The 21003-nt window shown below is 65.4% G+C and carries 18 protein-coding genes; 3 read left to right on the top strand and 15 right to left on the bottom strand.

Features of this window, described 5'->3' with window-relative positions; translation table 11 throughout:
• Positions 1-17: 17 nt before the first annotated feature.
• Entirely contained in the window at positions 18-1886 is a 1869-nt protein-coding gene (gene recQ, locus JQ507_31455) for a DNA helicase RecQ (GenBank protein QRI69335.1), read from the bottom strand.
• A gap of 257 nt (positions 1887-2143) precedes the next feature.
• Positions 2144-3364 (bottom strand): DUF2235 domain-containing protein, encoded by a 1221-nt coding sequence (locus tag JQ507_31450; GenBank protein ID QRI69334.1) that lies wholly within the window; start codon positions 3362-3364, stop codon positions 2144-2146.
• Positions 3365-3746: 382 nt separating this feature from the next.
• On the opposite strand from JQ507_31450, the gene JQ507_31445 reads away from it, so the two are divergent.
• A complete protein-coding gene (locus tag JQ507_31445) occupies positions 3747-4232 on the top strand; it encodes a hypothetical protein (protein ID QRI73594.1) in 486 nt (161 codons plus the stop codon).
• Between the two features lie 19 nt (positions 4233-4251).
• On the opposite strand, the gene JQ507_31440 is transcribed toward JQ507_31445, so the two are convergent.
• The 10 genes from JQ507_31440 to JQ507_31395 form a co-directional block, all read right to left on the bottom strand.
• Positions 4252-5628, bottom strand: a complete 1377-nt coding sequence (locus JQ507_31440) for a VWA domain-containing protein (protein QRI69333.1) — start codon at positions 5626-5628, stop codon at positions 4252-4254.
• A gap of 6 nt (positions 5629-5634) precedes the next feature.
• Entirely contained in the window at positions 5635-6582 is a 948-nt protein-coding gene (locus JQ507_31435) for a MoxR family ATPase (GenBank protein QRI69332.1), read from the bottom strand.
• Between the two features lie 162 nt (positions 6583-6744).
• Positions 6745-7059 (bottom strand): hypothetical protein, encoded by a 315-nt coding sequence (locus tag JQ507_31430; GenBank protein ID QRI69331.1) that lies wholly within the window; start codon positions 7057-7059, stop codon positions 6745-6747.
• A gap of 174 nt (positions 7060-7233) precedes the next feature.
• Positions 7234-7866 carry an HAD-IA family hydrolase gene (locus tag JQ507_31425; GenBank protein ID QRI69330.1) on the bottom strand — a complete coding sequence of 211 codons (633 nt, stop codon included), beginning with the start codon at positions 7864-7866 and terminating at the stop codon, positions 7234-7236.
• Between the two features lie 154 nt (positions 7867-8020).
• Positions 8021-8707, bottom strand: a complete 687-nt coding sequence (locus JQ507_31420) for an isoprenylcysteine carboxylmethyltransferase family protein (protein QRI69329.1) — start codon at positions 8705-8707, stop codon at positions 8021-8023.
• A 100-nt stretch (positions 8708-8807) separates the two neighbouring features.
• Positions 8808-9140, bottom strand: coding sequence for a hypothetical protein (locus JQ507_31415; protein QRI69328.1), 333 nt, complete (start codon positions 9138-9140; stop codon positions 8808-8810).
• Between the two features lie 50 nt (positions 9141-9190).
• The gene (locus JQ507_31410; protein ID QRI69327.1) at positions 9191-9370 is read right to left on the bottom strand and encodes a hypothetical protein; all 180 of its coding nucleotides are present in this window, start codon (positions 9368-9370) and stop codon (positions 9191-9193) included.
• A 56-nt stretch (positions 9371-9426) separates the two neighbouring features.
• Complete coding sequence (locus JQ507_31405; GenBank protein QRI69326.1) at positions 9427-9618, bottom strand: hypothetical protein; 192 nt, start codon at positions 9616-9618, stop codon at positions 9427-9429.
• A gap of 174 nt (positions 9619-9792) precedes the next feature.
• The gene (locus JQ507_31400) at positions 9793-12243 is read right to left on the bottom strand and encodes a S8 family serine peptidase (protein QRI69325.1); all 2451 of its coding nucleotides are present in this window, start codon (positions 12241-12243) and stop codon (positions 9793-9795) included.
• A 371-nt stretch (positions 12244-12614) separates the two neighbouring features.
• Positions 12615-13289 (bottom strand): response regulator transcription factor, encoded by a 675-nt coding sequence (locus JQ507_31395; GenBank protein ID QRI69324.1) that lies wholly within the window; start codon positions 13287-13289, stop codon positions 12615-12617.
• A 439-nt stretch (positions 13290-13728) separates the two neighbouring features.
• Here JQ507_31395 and JQ507_31390 point away from each other — a divergent pair, with 439 nt between their 5' ends.
• Positions 13729-14490: a trypsin-like serine protease gene (locus JQ507_31390; protein QRI69323.1), complete on the top strand. Its 762-nt coding sequence runs from the start codon at positions 13729-13731 to the stop codon at positions 14488-14490.
• Between the two features lie 137 nt (positions 14491-14627).
• Here the strand turns inward: JQ507_31390 and JQ507_31385 are convergent, their stop codons facing one another.
• From JQ507_31385 to JQ507_31375, 3 genes are all read right to left on the bottom strand, one after another.
• A complete protein-coding gene (locus tag JQ507_31385; GenBank protein QRI69322.1) occupies positions 14628-16850 on the bottom strand; it encodes an acetate--CoA ligase family protein in 2223 nt (740 codons plus the stop codon).
• 166 nt (positions 16851-17016) lie between these two features.
• Positions 17017-17586 (bottom strand): class GN sortase, encoded by a 570-nt coding sequence (locus JQ507_31380; protein QRI69321.1) that lies wholly within the window; start codon positions 17584-17586, stop codon positions 17017-17019.
• 146 nt (positions 17587-17732) lie between these two features.
• Positions 17733-20006, bottom strand: a complete 2274-nt coding sequence (locus JQ507_31375; protein ID QRI69320.1) for a marine proteobacterial sortase target protein — start codon at positions 20004-20006, stop codon at positions 17733-17735.
• Positions 20007-20205: 199 nt separating this feature from the next.
• Between JQ507_31375 and JQ507_31370 the strand changes: the two genes are divergently transcribed.
• Positions 20206-20970, top strand: a complete 765-nt coding sequence (locus JQ507_31370; protein ID QRI69319.1) for a helix-turn-helix transcriptional regulator — start codon at positions 20206-20208, stop codon at positions 20968-20970.
• Positions 20971-21003 lie beyond the last annotated feature (33 nt).

Here is a 21003-nt window from a genome sequence, read left to right as displayed (position 1 = left end):
AACATGACGAGGTCAGATCAGCCCTCCGTCCCACGCACGATCCGGATCAGCTCGTCGCCATAGTGCTCGAGCTTCTTGTCGCCGATGCCGGCGATGTTGCGCAGGTCGCCCAGCGTGTCCGGACGCATCGCGGCGATGCCGTCGATGGTCGAATCGTGCAGCACCACATAGGCCGGCACGCCGCGCGCCCGCGCGATCTCCGAACGCCAGGCGCGCAACGCCGCATGCAGCGCGGGGTTTGCGACCCCGCCCGGGCTGTCGGCTGCGGGCACGAGCTCGCCGCGGCGCGACTTGCCGCGCACCGCGCGGTTGCGCGCGCCTTCCGGCTGCTCGCGCAGCATCACCGCGGTCTCGCCCTTCAGCACGCCGCGGGCGCTGTCGGTCAGTTTCAGCGCGCCGAAGGCGTCGCTGTCGGCGCGCAGATGGCCCATCGCCACCAGCTGCCGCAGCACCGCGCGCCACTGCTTCTCGTTGAGCTCGCGGCCGATGCCGAACACGGACAATTGGTCGTGGTTGAACTGCTTGACCCGCTCGGTCAGCCGCCCGACCAGCACGTCGATCAGGTGCATGGCGCCGAAACGCTGCCCGGTGCGATAGACGCAGGACAACAGCTTCTGCGCGAGCACCTTGCCGTCGCGCACCCGCGGCGGCGTCAGGCAGTTGTCGCAATTGCCGCAGCTTTGCTCGGTCCTGGTCTCGCCGAAATAGCCGAGCAGCCGCTGCCGCCGGCAATGCACCGTCTCGGCGAGTGCGACCAGCGCGTCGAGCTTGCCGATCGAGACGCGCTTGAAGGCATCCGAGCCGGTGGACTCATCGATCATGCGGCGCTGCTGCACGATGTCGGAGAGGCCGTAGGCCATCCACGCCGCCGACGGCTTGCCGTCGCGGCCGGCGCGTCCGGTCTCCTGGTAATAGGCCTCGATGCTCTTCGGCAGATCGAGATGCGCGACGAAGCGCACGTCGGGCTTGTCGATGCCCATGCCGAACGCAACCGTGGCGACGATCACGATGCCGTCCTCGTTGAGGAAGCGGTCCTGATGGCGGGCACGCACACCGGCATCGAGCCCGGCATGATAGGGCAGCGCGGCAATGCCGGCCTCGCTGAGCGCCGCCGCGACGTCCTCGACCTTGGCGCGGGACAGGCAATAGACCACGCCGGCGTCGCCGGCATGGCGTTCCCTGATAAAGTTCTTCAGCTGCGTGGTCGCATTCTGCTTGTCGACGATCTCGTAGCGGATATTGGGCCGGTCGAAGCTTGCGACGAACTCCGGCGCGTCGGTGAGTGACAGCCGCTCGGCGATCTCCTTCCGCGTCATTGCGTCCGCGGTCGCGGTCAGCGCGATGCGCGGCACCTTGGGGAAGCGCTCGGCGAGCGCCGACAGGCCAATATATTCCGGGCGGAAGTCGTGGCCCCATTGCGACACGCAATGCGCCTCGTCGATCGCGAACAGCGCGATCTGCGCCTGGCCGAGCAGATTGAGGCAGCGCGGCGTCAGCAGCCGTTCCGGCGCGACATAGAGCAGATCGAGATCGCCCGCGATCAGCCGCCGCTCGACCTCGGAGGCTTCCTCATAGGACAGCGTCGAGTTCAGCACCGCGGCGTTGACGCCGGCTTCGGTCAGGCCCGCGACCTGGTCGCGCATCAATGCGATCAGGGGCGACACCACGATGCCGCAGCCGTCGCGCAGCAGCGACGGCAGCTGGTAGCACAGCGACTTGCCGCCGCCGGTCGGCATCAGCACCAGGCAATTGCCGCCCGCGGTGACGTGGCGGACGATCTTCTCCTGCGCGCCGCGGAAGCCCGACAGGCCGAACACGGAACTGAGCACGGACCGCGCGTCGCGAGACGGATCGGATGTGCGATCGGGGGCGGGCTGGGCGGTCATGATCCCTTGCGATTTCCCCGGAATTTCCTGGGGGGCAACAGGCGGTGATCGAACTCGTCCGGGCGAACGATACCGGAACGAAACGTGTTAATACACGTCCCGACAGCAAACTCAATTCAGGACTCAATTCAGGTTGGGCCGGTCAACAGCGGATCATCGCAGGCATTGCCGCGATCGCTGGCGCGGCGGCGAGCGTCACAGTTCCAGCGCCGTTCGGCGCCAGCTCCTTGTCCAGCGTCACTCCGCGAGCGGTATCTTCAGGCTGTCGCAGTTGGTGGCGGCGGTGCCGGCGTCATTGGCTCGACATTGTAGGTCTTCGGCAAGTTGATCGGCTGGTAGGCCGGATCCTTCTGCATCCGCTCCAGCACCGAGGCGTGGATGGTCGCGCCTTCCGGTATCGGCCGCGGCTCGCCCCGCGGCAGATAGAAGCCGAGGAAGGATTTCCGCTCCGGCCATTCCTTCCATTTGTCGCGCTTTGGAATCCACTCCAGGATCTCCCAGGCGGCAGTCAGCGAATTGTGCAGCGGGGCCGTTGCGCTCGGCGGCACATAGTCATGGCTGTGCGGCGGCAACGGGGTGCCCCAGGCGAGATGATCGATCAGTGCTTGATCCATGTGCAGCCCAGCGGCCTTGGCCTGCTCGAGCATCCAGATCAGCGGAAACTTCGACGGCCCGCTCTGGTCCTCCGGATAGCCGCCGCCGACGTCGGAATGCACGCCGGCGAACCAGACCTGGCGGATGTCCTGCTCGACCGCCGTCGAAGGATCGAACGGATCGGAGCGGAACTTCTGCGGCTCCTTCCAGTAGTTGAGGCGAAACATGCGCCTGCGCTCGTCGATCGAGATCGCCTGGCGGAAGCGCCTGACGCTGGAATTGGTGCGGGTGAACAGCAGCGTCTGCATGTCGAACAGGAAATCGTCCTGCCGCGGCACGATGATCGAGGCCACCGTGTCCCAGACGCCGACGAACTCGATGTCGATGTTGCGGCCGCCGGCGATCTGGCTGAAATGCCAGGCTTCCTTCAGCGGCGCTTCGTCGAACGTGCCGTCGGATTTCTGGGCGTCGGCGCTGGCCTTCTTGTAGGTGCCGAAGGCATAGCCAGCAAGGTCGAGCTGGTCGACCGGCAACAGCCCCATCACATGGACGAAGGCGGCGAGCACGCGCACCGTGTAGGCGCCGCGGCTGAAGCCGAACATCCAGACCCGGTCGCCGGGCTCCCAGAGCCGGCATAGAAACTGGTAGGCGTCGAGCGTATCCTTGTCGAGACCGGCGCCGAAGGCTAGCCCGAACAGGCCCCGCGCCTCCTGCTTGAAACGGCCCCAGCTGTTCTGCAGGCCGATCGTGCCGAGGCCCGGATGATAGTAGATTCGCTGCCGGCCATCCTTGTCGGCGACACGAAACAGCTTCAACACGTTGGAAATATTGGCCCCGATCTCGTTGCCGGTGCCGTCGCACAAAATCACAATATCCTTCGGCATCCGTTTCCCCGCGGTCGCCGTGAAAGTTCGCGGTTCCTATGTAGGGCAGGATGCGCGGCAGATTCAATCTTCAATTGAAGACGGTTCTGTGTACGCGGTGTGAACGCCGCCGATGCCGCGCCGCCCGATCCGATCGCGGCCATTGGCACCAGCTGCATAGTCGCGCTTGGCGATATCCGTAGAATTCAATTGCAACACCTTGGAAAAGGTGGGAATCTCAACTTCAATAATTGCTGTGGTGCGTTGACATTTTCCTCCCGTTCGGGACTTCGCTGGTGCGCGCGATCATTTTGCCTGCGGGTTGCCGCAGCTTCCTCATCATCGACAGGAACGGATCGGCATGAGCCATCAAGCTCTCGTGACGATCATTCTCGCGGGACTGGTGATGGGTGCGTTCGGACTGTTCTGGTGGGTCGGCAGCTATTCCGATCGCGTGTTTGCCAACCGATTCAGCACCCGCTTTCCGGAGAAGACGCTGAGCTACAGCGGCGACCAGCTCGGGGCACTGGTGCAGTCCGATCTGCGGATGAAGTATGTCTTCCCGATCCTGTTCCCGTTCGATCTCATCGTCATGCTGGCGCTGGCGGGTGCGATGGGCGCCGCATCATCGCACTGGCTCACCCAGATCTATCCGTCCGCGGCGTGGCTCGGCCTGGTCGTGCCGGCGGTGTATCTGCTCAGCGACCTGATCGAGGATTGTCTGCTGGCATGGCTGCTGCTGCGCGGCGATCCTGATGCGGCGGCGCGGTCCGTCTCGGCCCTGAAGGCGATTACGACGATCAAGCTGGTCAGCGTCGCAGCGTCGATCGCGCTGATGCTGGCTGCATTCGTCGGGTGGCTGTTCCACACCGAATCGCTCGTCATCTAGGCGTTGCGGACCGGACGGCCTATTGATACGTCGCGACGATATCCGACACGGCGCGCTCGAGCTGCTGGGCGGTCGCGCATTGGCGCACCACGGTGCAGAAGGTCGCGTAGCGCGGCATCTCGGAATCGCCGAAGCCCCAGACCATCCGGCCTTCGGGATTGAGCCACACCAGCCGTTTCGACCGCTCGCCGATCCGGCGCAGGATGTCGGCGCGCGGATCGAGATTGTTGCTGCGGGCGTCGCCGAGCACGATCACGGTGGTCTGCGGCGTGATCGCGCTCATCCAATTGTCCTCGAAATCGGCGAAGGAATTGCCGTAGTCGGACGAGCCGAAGCCGACCTTGGACATGATCTCCTTCATCGCCTCTTCCGGCGAGTTTGATTCCAGGATGTCGCTGACCTCGATCAGATGGCCGGAGAACGCGAAGGAGCGGACGTCGTCGACAACCTCGTGCAGGCTGTGGATCAGCAGCAGGAAGAAGTCCGAGACGCGGGCGACCGAGCCCGAGACGTCGCACAGCGCCACGATCTTCGGCCGGTCGCGATGCTTGCGCTTCCAAGCGGTGAGGAACGGCACGCCGCCCCAGGCCGCATTCCGGCGCAGCGTGCGGCGGACGTCGAGATGGCCGCGGCGCTGCCGCTTGCGCGGCTTGGAATAGCGCTCGCGCAGCCGCCGCGCGATCTGGCGGATCAGCGCGCGCATCTGCTCGACCTGCCGCGGCTCGATCCGCGCCAGCGGCGCATTGCGCAGGATCTCGTTGCGCAGGTTTTCGGCCTCTTCGCGACCGTAGAGCAGCAGCGCCTGCGAGACCGCATCGCGAACCGTGCCGCGCAGGCCGTTGAGCGCGTCCTGCAGCCGCTCGGCGAGCGCAGGATTGCGCGTGGTCTGCTCGTCGATGTCGTCGCGCAGGCGCTGGATGCCCATCGCATCGAGGATGCGGGTCTGGAAGATGCCGCGTTGGGTGAAGTAGCGGATGTCGGGCAGCGAGGCGGCGCCGGAGGCGTTGGCGATCGCAGTCGAGATCGCGGCGCGGTCCTGCGACAGCAGCATCTGCGCCAGTGGCCCGACATCGGCGTCGGCCGCTCCGCCCGAGGTGTCGCCATGCTCGTCTGCCGACGGGTTGGCGCCGGATTCGCCGTTGTCGTCGGTCCTGTTCTGCTCGGCGCTTTCCTGCTGCGGCTCGGGCTGGCTGAAGAACAGGTCGAAGCATTCACCGAGCGCGCGCTTCTCGTCCTGGGTTTTGGCGAGCGTCAGCAGGAACGTGTCGCGCAAAATGTCGCGATCGTTGAAGCCGACCTGGGCGACCGCCCGCATCGCATCGATGCTTTCGGCGGGCGAGACCCGGACCCCGGCTCCCCGCGCCGCACGAAAGAAGCGATGCAGGTTCTCGCGCATGTTGATTTAGCTAAAGACGCCCTGGCGCGACGCCTTGGCGATGAAGGACGAGATCTGCGGCGTCGCGGCCTCGATGTCAGCCTCGTATTTCAGCAGCACATTGAGCGTGTCCTTGACGATCTCGTGGTCGAGCTCGCTGGCTTGCAGCAGCACCAGCACGCGCGCCCAGTCGATCGCCTCGCTGACCGACGGCAGCTTCTTCAGGTCAAGCGAGCGGATCTCGTGGATGAAGCCGACCATCTGCTTGCGCAGGGTCTGCGAGATGCCGGGCACCCGGCTCTCGACGATGCGCTCCTCCAGCTTCTGCTCGGGGAAGCCGATATGCAGATGCAGGCAGCGCCGCTTCAAGGCATCGCCGAGATCGCGTTCGCTGTTCGAGGTCAGGATCACGGTCGGCGGCGCCACCGCGGAGACGGTGCCGAGTTCGGGGATCGTGACCTGGAAGTCGGAGAGGATTTCCAGGAGCAGCGATTCGAATTCGGCGTCCGACTTGTCGATCTCGTCGATCAGCAGCACGCAGCCGGCGGGCTGCTCCAGCGCCTGCAGCAGCGGCCGCGGCTCGACGAATTCCTTGGAGAAGAACACGTCGCCGAAGGTGTGGAGCTGGTCGAGCGCTGCGGCCAGTGACTGCGCGCCGCCGAGCACCTCGCCGAGCTTGTCCTTCAGGATCTGGGTGTAGAGCAGCTGCTTGGCGTATTTCCACTCATACAGCGCCTTGGCCTCGTCGAGGCCTTCATAGCACTGCAGGCGGATCATCTTCATGCCGCGCCAGGCGGCGATCGCCTTCGCCAGTTCGGTCTTGCCGACGCCGGCGGGGCCTTCGACCAGGATCGGCTTCTCGATCTGCTGCGACAGATAGACCGCGGTCGCGATCTGCCGGCTCGCAATGTAGCCTTGTGCGGCGAGGCCGCTTTCCACAGCCTCGATCGAGGCGGTGGGCCTGGTGTCAGCCACGAGGATCAGCTCCGAATTTGCCTTGAACTCGGACCTGTTCTGCGCTCGTTGCGGGCAAAGCACAAGGCTCGTTTGGCCCGCAACGGCATGGCTCCAAGGTTGGAGTTAGCGCATGGTTCCGGGGTATTCCGCCGAGCGCAATACCCCGGAAGCTGCTCGCCCTCAGCTCGCGCAGCTCTTGACGAAATCCTTGCGCTGCGGGCCGACGATCTTCTGGTCGATCGCCTGCTTCAGGCAGTCGAGATGCGCCTGCGCCATGCAGAGCTGCATCTGGTCGTGCCGCTCCTGACCCTTCAACGCCTTCGCCGCGCTTTGGCAGGCCGCGCGCTTCGCGCCGGGCACGGGGGCTGCCGCCGTGCTCTCTTGTGCGGGAGCCGCAGTCGGCGCCGCTGCGGGGCTTGAGGTTGACTGCGCGAACGCTGCGGCCGAGACCAGCAGCGAGCCGGCCGAGACAAGGGCGACGACAAGACGTTTCATGGGATGTGCCTCCGCGGGCATGATCAGGAGAATTGGACGTCGGTTTTCCGGAACGTCCTGCTCAGACCAGGAAAGGGATCACATTGCGATTTCACCAGCGCGCCGTGACCCCAGGGGAGACCGAGAACTAGAAGCCGTCGCCTGAATGCGGCGTGAATAGGCGCAGAACCCGCTTCACCTCAGCGTGAGGCCGGTCGCCGCTTCGAGTTCGGAGATCGCCTGCGCGGCGTTCGCGACCTTGATCGTGGTCATGCCCATCTCGCGCGCCGGCTTCAGATTGACGCCGAGGTCGTCGAGATAGACGCAGTTGCCAGGATTCACCTGCAGCGTCTCCAGCATCATCCGGTAGATGCGTGGATCGGGCTTGCGGAGGCCGATCTTCGCGGACTCGATGACATGGTCGAACAGCGCCATCACCTCGGCGACATAGAGCGTGCGTCCGCTGTGGCTGCCGATGGCGTTCGATGGCAGATTGTTGGTGATGCAGCCCGTCTTGAATTTCGCCTTGATGCGCTTCAGCGCCTCGACCATTTCCGGGCGCAGGTCGCCGGAGAGCAGCGGCAGCACGTCCTTGCCGCGGACCTCGGCGCCGAGCGCCTTCGATTCCGTCGCGAACAGCGCATCGAATGCGTCGATGCCGATCTCGGCGCGTTCGAACTTGGCCCAGGCGTTGTCGAGATGGTTGGCGGCGTTGGTGCGGCGGATGATGTCGACAGGCAGGCCGCGCTCGGTCTCATAGCGCGCGAAGGCCTCGAACGGCGAGGTGGTCAAGACGCCGCCGAAATCCCAGATCACTGCCTCGATCATCACAGTCCTGCCCGTTGCAAAGCGGCGGCTTCGCCTCGGGTCGTCCGGCCGCTTGGCCGAAGACAGGGAAACGCGCCTTGCGCCTTCTTTATTGGAATTGGCGCCGATCAGGCAAGCCGCCAGTTTGCGGCAAACTCCGCCACGTGGAACGGGCTCACCAGACCATCGGAACCAGGCGATAGCGCACGCGGGTGAGATATTCGGCGTAGCCGTCGAGCTCGGCGGTGAGCATCCGTTCCTCCATCATGGAGCGCAGGCCGAGCAACGCCATCATCACCGGCACGATGGCGAGGCCCCACCAGGATCCCAGCAGCAGCGGCGTGCCGAGATAGGTCAGCAGGCCGCTGGCATAGATCGGGTGGCGTACATAGGCGTAAGGCCCCGTGGTCACCGCGGCGTGCCCGCGCTCGCGCTGAATTTTCACCACCGGCGCGGCGTAGCTGTTTTCGCGATAGGTCCGGTAGACGACGTAGAACGACGCCGCGATCATCGCCGCGCCCGCGCATTGCAGCCAGACGGGGACGAGCGATGTCTGGTAGCGCACCGCATCCAGCGCCATCAGCGGCAGCCATGTCAGCCACAACAGCGGCATGATCGACGTGATGACGCGATCCCAGCCGGCCTGGCCGCGCGCGGTGCGCCGCTCCGCCAGCAGTCCCGGATCGTGCCTCGCAAGCCAGGCCTCGGTGATCAGTCCGCCGATCGTGATCTCGGCGAGGAATGCCCAGCCGCCGGCCCAGCGCATGGTGCCGGCCGCGAGAAACAGGAGTGTTCCGAGGCCTGCAAATGTGCAGGCCGCGCGCTGCAGATTGATGCGAGGGGGACTACTGTTCTGGTCCATGTCTGTCCTCCGACGGGCGGCAACGGCCGCACCGCCGGATCGGGCGGGCCGTTGCATATCCGGGTAGCGGATCGACGCGCGGCTCGGCGCGCTCAAACGGTCACGGTCGGCGGGTCCAGTTTCGCGCCTGTCCGGAATAGACCTTGCTCGGCAGCGCGCGGGCGGTCGGATCGAGCAGGATCTTCATCGCGGTGTTAAGTCTCTCCTCCGAGCTCGGCGAGCCGTCATGGCGCATCTGCTGCGGGGCGCCGGGGCCCTGCGGCGGCGCCATGTAGGCGGGCGTGGTCGGCGGCGCGGGCGTGGTGGCGATCTTCGGACGGGCGACAACGGCCGCTTCCAGCGGGCGCCGTGCTTCGGCAACGGCTGAGGCTGTTGATTCCGCCGGCGGCGGGGCGGCATTGCCGGATCCGGATTGGCGGGGCGTTCTTGCCATGGCATCGGCTCCATAGGTTGGGTGATGACGACGATTTCAGGATTCGGACGTCAGGATTGGTCCTCGTCGGATGTGGTGCGTTTGGCGATGATCGGGTTGCGGTCGCTGATCGCAGCGAGCAACGAGGCGTGGCTCACGACCGACGACACGACGATCTTTCCGGAGGGCTCGATCCGGCGACCGTTCTGCTGTTGTTGCTGTGGGCTCCTGGCAGTGGACTTCTGCATCATGTCGGCCTCCTCGAGGTGGGGTGGGGCCCGACAGCGCCGGGCCCCGAGTTTGGCGATCAGATGCCGAAAGCACCGAGGACGCCCGGCAGCGCCTGCACGACGCCGCCGACGATGTCCTGCCAACCCTGCGGGTTGACCGACCCGTTGGTCGCCACTTCGGCAATCCGCTTCGGACCGCGCTCGATGCCCTCACACTGGATCGGGCTACGCACGCTGCCGAAGGTCTCAAAGTCGTTCCTTGCGTACATGTTCAGCTCCTTCTTTCGGTTTGAATTGACGGCAACTACGGGAGGTAGGCACCGACCGGGGCAGCCGTCGCTGGACGTCGCCCAGGGGATCGCTCATCGCGTCGATCCCCTGGACCACGTGACGCAAATTCGCGCCACGTTCTGCTCTCCTCCGGACGCAGAGGAGCAATCGCGTCAATAGACCTGCCACTGCCGCAGCGGCCCGACCGCCACCGGCACCACGTCGCTGACGTCGATCGTGTATTGATAGACTTCGCGCGCCTGGGTCAGGACCTGCGTCGGATTGAAGAAGCGGTAGGTCACGTCGTGGCAAATCGAGTCGGGGCGGCAGATGACGCTCTGGTCGACCTCGACGGTATCGAGCCGCAGACCCTTCTTGGCGGCGTCGATGAAGATCTTCCGCGTGTTGTAGGCATTCATCGCGGAATAGTTCAGCGCGCGGTCCTGCGGAGAGAGACCGACATTGCGGAACTCGTTGTAGATCCGCTCGAGGAAGCCTTCCGCGCCGTCCGGCCAGGGCAGTGGCCCGAACAGCGTGAACAGATCCCATTGGTAGAAACCGCGCCAATCGGTCACCAGCGTCGGCACGACGGTGCCGTTGAGCAGCTTGGTCGTGTTGGTGCTGTCGACCCAGCCGGCCATCGAAACCCGCGCAACGCCGCCGGGTGGCGGGAATGCCGGCCGCGGCGCCGGCCGCGCGTCGTCGGCGACGGCCGCGGTCGCGGTCACTACCGTGCGGGTCGTCGCTGGATCATCGTGCGAGACTTCCTGGTGCCAAAGCGCCAGGATCAGCGCGGCGAAGAATCCAAGACCGAACACATCGAGCGGCTTGATCGCGTAGATCGGGATCGAATCGATCGTCATCGTCCAGGTGATGGCGTCGGCATCCGGGAAGTTGTTGCCGGCGCCGGCCGGTGTCGCGGTCTCGCCTTCGGCCTGGTTCAGCAGATAGCGCGCCATGATCGCCGGATTGTAGGGCGCCGACGTATCGCCGGAGTGATCGCGATCCGGACCGAATGCCGGATCGCCGCGTCCGACCAGGCTGTCGCGCCAGTTGGCGATCGCCTGCACGAAGTAATCGAGCCGGGCTTCCTTGCCGAAATCGTAGAACAGCCGGCCGATCGGGAAAGCGAGCTGACCGGTCGATTCGGCCGCAGCACTCTGCGGACGCATGCCGCCGCCGCAGCCGCAGCTCTTCTCGCTGGTCCGGACCGCGGGCGCTTCGTACATCGGCAGCGCCTGCGGCATTGCGACGGGAAGCGCGTTGCTCGGCATCAGCGCCGGCAATTGCTGCGGCTGCAGCCAGGTTTGCGGCATCATGCCGGCCGTCGGCATCGCCATCTGCGGCATCATCATCTGCGGCATGACGATCTGCGGCGCCGGTGCCGGCATCCAGACCATGTCGCCGCCTGCATGGGGTGCGTGATACGGATACGGCGCGGGCGCCGCGATCGGTGCGGCGACGATACCGTGATCAACGGGGACGGCCATGGCCGCAGGTGCTGCCGGCGCGGCAGGCTGCGCCTCGCTTGGCATGATCCCGGCGCTGCTTCGCAGGACCGAGCCGTCCGGCCCGAAGATGCGCGGAGCCGATGGTGCAGACATTGCTGATAGATCTCCCATGGAACCCTCTCTGGTTGCAGTTGGCTGAGCGGCGGATGATGGTTGGACGAAAGGGCGCGCGGACACTCCCCAGAAGCGGGGAGGCGCGGCCGTGGCACCCGACGGCGTGACGGCGTCCGCCTGCTCGCCAAGCAGGGCGGCGACAGCCGCGGGAATGTCGAGCCGTCCGGCGAGACAGCGCGAGGCGCTGCCGTCGTTGCGGCAGGGCGCCGCGCTTTCGAGCAGCGCGGCACGGACGGCTTGCGGATCGGCCTTGCGTCCGTTCTGGCGCAGGCATGAGAGCAGCAGCGCGACGACGCCGGTGACGATCGGCGCGGCGAAGCTCGTTCCGGAGCGCAGGCTGACATTGCGGACCGGCGAGGCGCCGGCAATGTTCTCGCCCGGCGCCAGGATGCCGTTCTCGAGATAGGCGTCGCCGAAATTGCTGAACGCCAGCGGATTGCCGGCCAGATCGCACGCGCCGACCGCGAGCACCGACGAGAGGCTGCCCGGCACCTGGACGCAGCGGCAGCCGTCATTGCCGGCGGCGGCGACGATCAGCTTGCCGGCGCGCTCGCAGGCGCGCACCGCATCGACCAGGATGCGATCGGCCTGTCCGGTCGTGGATTGCTGGCCGCTGCTGATGTTGATGACGTCGGCGCCGACGGCCAGCGCCTGATTAATCGCGAGCGCCAGGGTGCTTTGCGACGAGGGCACGATCTGCCCGGCGGCATTCTCGCGATAGATCGAGAACACAGTGGCGCTGCAATTCGGCGCCACGCCGAGCACCGGGCTGCCGGGCGTGCCCATCAGCACGCTGGTGACATGCGTGCCGTGCTCGGACTGGATCGTGGGCGAGGACGGCGCGACGAACTCGCCGCCCAAGGCGACACGCGCCTGCCTGAGCGAGGGATGATTGAGATCGACGGGGCCGTCGATGATCGCGATCTTCACCTCGGGGTCGCCACCCGACGTTCTCTGCCACAAGGCAGTCAGACCAGCGATGTCGGCAACTGGATTCATGAAATCATTCCTGACCGATCTGCCGCGAATTCACGCAGTCGATCCTCTTCCACACCAAATTGCTTTCACGCAGCGAGCGAAAAGAGCGGCATGTCGTTGCGTTGGCGCTGTTGTGGCAGGTGTGCGGCGAGAGGCCTATTCGCCGCGGTGGATCAGAAAGGATCGAGCCGGTGATGCGGATCAATCGATCCAGAAATCGATCCAGAACCGATCCACGAGATCGATCGCGCGGTACGAAAGATCGATCGAAGGATTTAGTTGGGATCGATCGCGCGGCGCGCCGTCCATGCATGCGCAAGGACGTGCGGCACCCTGCCGCCGGAGTGTCACGCTCCCGCGGCCGGCCGAACACGGAATTCAAGATGCTGGGGTCAGTCGAGCTCGCGGCGGCGATCGAGAGCCGGCGCCGAGGATGCGATCCACGGCGCTTCCCGCACCCGCCGCATCGCCTGCGCGCGGCGCGGCAGGCCGAGCTTCTGCAGCACGTGATGGACGTGATGCTTGACGGTCGCAAGGCTGAGACTGAGATCGCGTGCGATCTCCTTGTTCGACATGCCCTGTCCGATCAGCTTGAGAACCTCGCTTTCGCGGGGCGTCAGTCCCTGGTCCGTGTCGATCGTATCCGTCTGGCGGTCCATGCAAAACAGCGCGCGCAGCAGGCCGCCGGAAATCTCGGCGCTGCAGGCAAGCCGCCCTGATGCCACGTCCGACAGCGCGCGACAGAGCTCGTCGAAGCTGGCATTCCGGGAAATGTAACCGCTGAACCCGGCGCGACCGCAGCGAACCACGTCGCGTCGGTCTTCGTTGAGACCGAGCGCGACCAGGGCGATGTCGGAATACTCGCTCGCAATCACGCGCACCTCGTCGAGATCGATGCCCTGTGTGACATCGATCAGAATGACATTCACGCCACCGGCCCCGAGGGTCGCGCGCAGGCCGGCAAGATCGGAAACCGCCGCCTCGACGGCAAATTCCGCGTGGTTTCGGAAACTCGAGGTAAGCCCCTCGCTGAACAGCCTGATCGGCGTGACGACCGCGATCCTCATCATTATCCTCGAACTCAACGAAATGGCGGATGGAAAAGCCGTCTGTCTGGTGGTCGACGGCACCGGCATCCAGAAAGTCATGAAGGTAAGTATGCGGTATGCTGCCAGAGGTTGTGTTGTTATCTGGCCGAAATTACGGCCCTGATCCACGCGGGATCAAGAGATGCAGTTCACATTCGTGCGTCGTGCTGACAGCGACGCACGATACGACGTGTCGGACGTTGCGGCAAGGCGACGATACGATACGTGTGGACGCCAAGGTGCTGCAGCAAATCTGGCGGCGAGTTCAACGCCGTAGTCATCGTCGACTAGATATTTAGATAATTGACGCGTGAAGGCCCGGATGCTCTGTACAAGAATGCGTGTTCTCCGAAGCCGAGGGTGAGCGACGCAATGCCGCGCCTCGGTGCTCAATTCCGAAACAGATCGACGGGGTTCCATGACGAGCTTGATTCGAGCGACAGCCTTTCTGACCCTGTTGATGGCAACGCCGGCCTTCGCGATCGTCGGTGGCGGCGCGCCGTCGACCGACGGTGTCGCGCGCGCGGTGGTCACCATCGTTGGTTCGCGCGGCAATTTCTGCACCGGTGCGCTGATCGCGCCGAAGGTCGTGCTGACCGCGGCGCATTGCGTCCAGCCCGGTGCCGACTACAAGATCGTCGAGTACGGTGCGGACCGGCAGCCCAAGCTGCAGGACGTCAAGACGGTTGCGATTCATCCCGGCTTCCGGATGCAGGCGATGACCGATCATGTCGCGACCGCTGACGTGGCGCTGCTGCAGCTTACGGCACCGGTCGCAGGCAAGGCGCCGGCCGCGCTCGGCATGCCCAACATTCCGATCCAGGTCGGCGGCCGCTTCACCGTCGCGGGCGTCGGCGTCACCGTGCGCGGCGACGGCAAGAGCGGCGGCAGCATTCGCGTCGCCGGACTGATCGCGAGCGGCAAGCCCGGCACGCTGCAGATCCGTCTCGTCGATCCGGTCGGACAAGGCGTGCGCGACGGGCTCGGGGCCTGCACCGGCGATTCCGGCGCGCCCGTGTTCGAGGACAAGCCGGGCGGGCCCGTCATCGTCGGCGTGGTGAGCTGGTCCACCGGTCCGAACGGCACCGCCGGCTGCGGCGGCATCACCGGCGTGACACCGCTGACGCTCTATCGCGACTGGCTGATGCAGACCGCGCTGCAATGGGGCGCGAGCTTCTAGCGCGTTTTCAATTCCGTCATCCTGAGTAGCGCGTTGCGCGTCTCGAAGGATGAACGGCCCCACTGCGGCCGATTCACCCTTCGCGGCTCGCTCCGCTCGCACCCTAGGATGACGAAACAAAGAGTGTGCAGCGAAGCCTAATGCCCCACCGCCTTGTTCGCGGCGGCGTTGTTCAGCACGATCAGTCCGTCGACGGCGACGCCGAGCTTGCTATTGATCAGGAACGGGTTGACGTCGATCGAGGCGATGCGGCCGTTGGCGTCGGCCATCAAATTGGAGAGCCCGACCAGCGCCTTCACCGCCGACGGCTCGTGCAGCGCGGGCTTGCCGCGATAGCCCTTCATCTTGACGCCGGCCTTGGTCTTGCCGATCAGCTGCTTTGCCTCGGCGGCATCGAGCGGTGCGCCGGCCAGCGCGACGTCCTTCATCAGCTCGATATCGACACCGCCGGTGCCGAACAGCACCACCGGGCCCATCTCGGCATCGAGCGAGGCGCCGACCACGAGCTCGAGGTCGGCCTTGACCTGCTGCGCGATCAGGATGCCTTCGAGTTTCGGCTTGCCCTTCAGCTTCTTCACCCGCGCGGTGATGTCGTTGAACGCCTTCTTCACCTCGGCCGCATTGGCGAGGTTCAGCACGACGCCGCCGATGTCGGACTTGTGCAGGATGTCGGGGCTGACCACCTTGGCGACCACCGGGAAGCCGATCTGCTTGGCGATCTTTGCGGCATCGGCCGCGGTCTGCGCGACCGCTTCCTTCGAGATCGGGATGCCGTAGGCCTTGAGCAGCTGCTTGGAGGCGACCTCGTCGAGCGCGGCAGCGCCGTTGGCGGCCTTCAGCGCCTTCTCCAACATCGCGCGCGCCGACGCCTTCGAGCTCGACACGATGTCGGGCACCTCCTTGCGCAGGCCGGCATATTCGATCAGCGACTTGATCGCGCCGACCGCGCGGTCGAGGCCCTGCAGGACGGCGATATTGGGCAGCGATTTGCGCAGTCCCTTGGTGAAGTCGGTGAAGCCGATCGACATCGCGCTGATATAGATCACCGGCTTGTTGGCGTGGCCCGCCATCTCGTCGACGATGCGCAGATTGCGCTCGCGCAGTTCGTGCGGCGCCTTGGGCAGCTCGGCATCGATGATGACGATGTCGGTGTCGGGATCGTCGATCATGATCTTGATCGACTTCATGTAGACGGACGGGTCGACCACCGCGGCGAAGCCGGCGTCGAGCGGGTTACCGACGATGCTGCCGGGCCCGAGCATCTTCGCCAGCTGCTCGGACGCGTTCGGGCTCAGCGGCGCGAAGTTCAGCCCGGCGGAATAGAATGCGTCGATCAAAAGTCCGCGCTTGCCTCCGGAGAGCGACACGGCCGCAAGCCGATTGCCCTTCGGCGGATCGGCATGGACGAAGCACTCGGTGGTTTCGATCAGTTCATCCAGTCCGCGCACCCGGATCACGCCCTCGCGGGTCGAGATCGCGTCGAATGTCTCGATCGAGCCGGCCAGCGCGCCGGTATGCGCCATCGCGGCGGCGCGGCCGCCTTCGGAGGCGCCGAGCTTCAGCGCGATCACCGGCTTGCCCGCGGCGCGTGCGGCCTTGCAGGCGTCGCGGAACACCTTTGTGTTCCTGACGCCTTCGAGATAGACCACGATGACGCGGATGCTCGGATCGGCCGCGAAATAGCTCATCAGATCCGGGGTCTCGAGACCGGATTCATTGCCGGTCGTGACCATGTAGCCGACGCCGACGCCGCGATCCTCCAGCGCCTGGCGGATCGCCATCACGATGGCGCCGGACTGGCCGGCGATCGCGACCGCGCCCTGCTCCATGGTGACGATGCGGTCGTCGATATTGGTGAACAAATTCTCGCCGGCGCTGAGATTGCCGAGGCAATTCGGACCGGTGACTGCAAGCCCGGTCTCCTTGATCGCCTGCTTCAGCTCGGCCGCAAGGCGCTGGCTCTCCTCGTCCTGCAATTCGCTGAAACCCGAGGTGACGATGGTTGCCGAACGCGCGCCGGCGGCGGCCGCGTCGCGGATTACCTGCACGGCAAAGCGGGCCGGCACCAGCACCAGCACGTGGTCGGGCTTTTCGGGAAGGCTGGCGAAATCCTTGTAGCAGGTGACGCCCCAGATCATCTCGCGCTTGGCGTTGATCGGATAGAGGCCGCCGGCATATTTGTACTTGACCAGGTTGTTCCAGATCCGCTCGGCGTAGTTGCCGGGCTTGTCGGTGGCGCCGACCAGCACGATGTTGCGCGGGTGCAGCATCGCATGGATGCTCTTGACGATGTCGCTGGCGTCAGCAGGCGGCGCCCATTTGTGGGACGGATGAGACGCGGTGCGTGCGATAGCTTCCATGGAGCCTGCCCTTATCCTTGTTCTGCTTGTTTCCTCTGGCCCACGGTGCGTCACCGCAGGAGATGATTTTTCATTGTTTTTATGGCGAGGGAAAGGGGGTAGCAACTCACGCTGGCGCAAGTCAGGGCGTCGCGCGCGATATCCCGGCAGGCGAAATTGATGTGGATCAGGAACCCTGTTCGATCAGGGGCGCGTGCAACAGATAACGCTCGGGCCCCGATGTCAGTGCGTCGAACGGCCAGCAGGTCGACAGCACCAGTTCATGTTGATCCGTGATAGGATCGATACCGGATTGATCGAAGCGAACGACCGCGCTGCGGTCGGCCCGGTAGCGAAACGTCTTGCCGTCGCTTCGCGTGATGTCGATCTCGTCGCCGATTGTGACATCTTTCAGAAAGCGGAAATGGGTGTCGCGATGCGCGGAGTAGACCGCGACGCCGCGCTCGCCGGCGTCGACGCTCTGCTCGACATGACCGGGGCCGAACGCCAGCGCCTGGCCGCTGCTGCCCGCCAGCGCGATCGTGGACACGTGCAGCCGCTTCACCTCGATCCTGGCCACGGGCCAGGTATCGGCCCAGTGCCATGGCTTCACGGGCAGGCCGGTTTCGATGCTCTTTGCAAAGGCGCGCTCCAGCAGCACCTGCGCGACCAGCGCCTTGGCGTGGATATAGCTGCCCTGGCCGAACAGGATCAGGCCGATGAGGGCGAAGGTGAGCGGCAGGATGAAGCGGCGCATCTTCATTTTCCTCGTCATTGCTTGCGCCGCTCGCGATGACGGCTGAGGAAGAAGTGACGCGCGCGGCCCCTGGGGGACGGGTGGGAAGGCCGCGCGCGCTCTTGGAAAGGAGGAGGTCGGGGGGCACCTGCTCCTTTCATCGGACGTCATTGGGGTGACGTCTGACGCCGGTTGAACACCAGAAGCAGAAGGCTGACCGTGAGCAGGATCACACCCGCGATCATCTTCAATTCCGCATCGGTCGCGGTCTTCGGCAGCTGGATGGTGCCGGGACCTTGCGTTGCGACCGGTGAGCGCTTCAGCGCAGCGAGCTGCAGCTTGCCGTCGCCTGCGTCGGCGCGGCGTTCGGTCGGCGCGGCCGGCAGGCTTGGACGCTCGCCGAACACCTTTGCAAAGTCCCAGCCGGCGGGCAGGTTGAGCGGCAGCTCGGAAAGCTTCAGCGGCTCGCCTTCGGGGCGGCTCGGCGTCTTGTCGACCGCGACGAGGCTGGTCAGCCGCGTGACGATCTGATGCGCCAGCGCCAGCGCAAGGATGGTCTTGTCGGCGTCTTCAGGGCTTTGCTGCCGCGTGGTGCGTGCGACTTCGGCATCCGCGATCTTGCGGCGCGCCCACAGTTTCGAGAGGCCCTTGCCTTCGGCGGCGTTCGCGACCGGCAGCGTCACGCTCCACGGGCGGTCGCCGATGCGGCCCTTGATCTCGATCGAGCCGGCGAGCTTGTCGAGCTTCGCGGCCAGCACCAGCGGCTCGTCGCGATAGATGTCGGGCAGCGCTGACGGCGTCAGGTCGGCCGCGGCATCGGAGAACTTTGCGGAGAGCGTGGTCACCGCGGCATTCTCCAGCTTGGCGAACAGGTCGCGCATACGCTCGTCGACTTGCTCGACCGAGCCGATATGGGTGAAGGTGCCGCGGCCGAGTTCGGCGGCGCGCGTCATCAGATAGGTGTTCGGCGCGGAGCCGATGCCGACCATGAAGATCCGCGAGCGGCCGCGCAGCGCACTGATGGTCTCGAACAATTGCTGCTCGTTGCCGATCGCGCCGTCGGTCAGGAACACGACCTGGCGAACGTGGTCGGCGTCGTCATGGTTGGTGTCGGACAGCGCTGCGCGCATTGCCGGCACCATTTCGGTGCCACCGCGGGCCTGTATCGCGCTGACGAACGATGTCGCATTGCCGATATTGGCGCTGTTGGCCGCGACCGGCGAAGGGAACAGGGTGTCCATGGTGTCGTCGAAGCGGATCACGTTGAAGCGATCGGTCGGCTGCAGGCGGCCGAGCGCGTAAGTGAGGCTTGCCTTGGCCTGGATGATCGAGGTGCCGCCCATCGAGCCGGAATTGTCGATCACGAAGATCACTTCGCGCCGCAACGGCTTTTGTTGCGCCTGCTCCACCGATGGCGGGGTGACGAAGGCCAGCAGATAATCGGAACTGCCGATATGTTCGCGGAACAGCCCGACCGACGGCGCCTTTTCTGCAGCCGGCTTCCAGCTCAGCTCGAAATCGCGATCGGCCGGCACCGGGCCTTCGGCGAGCTTGACGACGCGCGTGGTGCTGTCGGGGCTGTCGATCCTGACCTGATGGAAATGGCTCTTCACCTCGCCGAGCGGGAAGCCGGCGTTGAGGTGAACCGTGATGTTGGTCGGGTTGATGGACGCATTCGCGGCGGGATCAAGCACCGGCGAGGTGATACGGTCGCGGTCCGGCACCGGATCGGTCGTGGTGGCGCCCCAGCCGTTGCCATCGGCACGGAGGTCGACGCTCTGCACCACCGGGCGCGGATTGTAGCGCGGGCCGACCACCATCGGCACCCGCAGCGAGAATTCGTTGCCGTTCTGCCGCACCGGCTCCTGATACTCGATCTGTACCAGCACGGTTTCACCCGGACCGATATTGGCGACCGAGTTGGTGAAGATGTTCGGCCGCTCCTGCTCGGTGAGCGCAGCCTTCTGGCCGTTCTGCTTGGCCTGCTCGTAGATCGCGCGGGCCTGCTGCCGCTCCCTGATGTCGCCGACCACGACGCGATCGCCGACCACCATCTTCAGCGTATCGACCGCGCCGCCGGACGGTAGCGGATAGACATAGGTCGCCTCCACCCAGTCCTTGGTCGGATTGCGGAAGATCTGCGTGACGCGGGCGCGGATGGTCGGGCCCGACACCGTGAGATCGACATCGACGCCGAGCCTCAATGCTTCCCTATAGCCGTCGTCGGTCTTGAACAGCAGCGAGCCGGAGCGTGCATCGCTCGGCCGCAACACCGCCTGCTGCGGCAGTTCGGCCGACCACACCGGATCGAAACTCACGAACAGCGCCGCAAAGCCGATCACCAGCGCGGCGACGCTTTCCACCAGGAAGAACAGCGCAATGCGCATCCGGCGCGACAGGCGGATCTGCGGACTGCTCTCACATGCATCGTAAATCGTCATTGTCGTCACTCCCGAGCGAGACTTTCGCTGCCTCGCGATCATGGAGAACGGCGGTTTTGGCGCGAGCAGAATGATCGGCAATGATCGGCCGCCGTCCGGCGCGGCCCGCCGCCGTCCAAGGCGGTTTTGTGCGGTTTTGTGATGGATTGTCCGGTCTGCTAGACTGCGCAGGTTCACGAGGAATCAGCGCAGGAACCCGATGTCGACGCCGGACAAGCAGCTTTCCGCCGAGCAGAGCCAGCAGGTCGCGGAGACCATCCGCGAGGAAATCGCGCGCCGCCGAATCTCACGGCAGACCCTGGCCGAGCAGGCCAAGCTCAGCGTGTCGACGCTGGAAAAGGTGCTCGGCGGCCGCCGCCCGTTCACGCTCGCGACCACGGTGCGGCTTGAACAGGCGCTCGGTGTGTCCCTGCGCAAGCTGCCGGAGGCGATCACGGTAGCCGCCCCCGCCAATGGCGGGATCGCACCCGACAGCCTCGGCTCCTATTCGCGCCGCGCGGTGGCGCGGATCGAGGGGGCTTACATCACGGTGCGGCCGTCGTTCGGCGAGCAAGGCGCAGTTTATGCCTATCGGACGGAGATCGCGTGGGACGAGGCGTCGTCATCGCTCGGCTTCCGCGAGGGCGAGCGGCAGGATGCCGACTACACCCAGTATGGCGAGGTCGCGGTGCCCAATGAATCGGGTTTCGTCTATCTCGTGACCAACAGGCACGGCCAGCATCGCGTGATCACGGTCTCGCGCCCGCGCAATTCCGGTGAGATGTACGGCATCATCACGACGCTGCTTGCCGGCCGCGGCTCGCTGCTGACGCCGGTCGCCGCGCCGATCGCATTCCTGCCGATCAAGAACGTGCCGAAGCCGAGCCTCGGCCGGGTGTCGGCTGACGATGCCAGCTACGCCCTCTATCGCGAGCATCTGCGCCGCACGATCGACGAGCCGTTTGCGATCTTCCTGCCGGGCTAACGTCAACAGAATTAGCCCCGTCATCGAAGGATG

Origin of the sequence: Bradyrhizobium sp. PSBB068 (genome assembly GCA_016839165.1) — a bacterium.
Classification (GTDB): domain Bacteria; phylum Pseudomonadota; class Alphaproteobacteria; order Rhizobiales; family Xanthobacteraceae; genus Bradyrhizobium.
The sequence above is the reverse complement of the archived record's forward strand: the minus strand, read 5'-3'. Positions and strand labels throughout refer to the sequence as shown.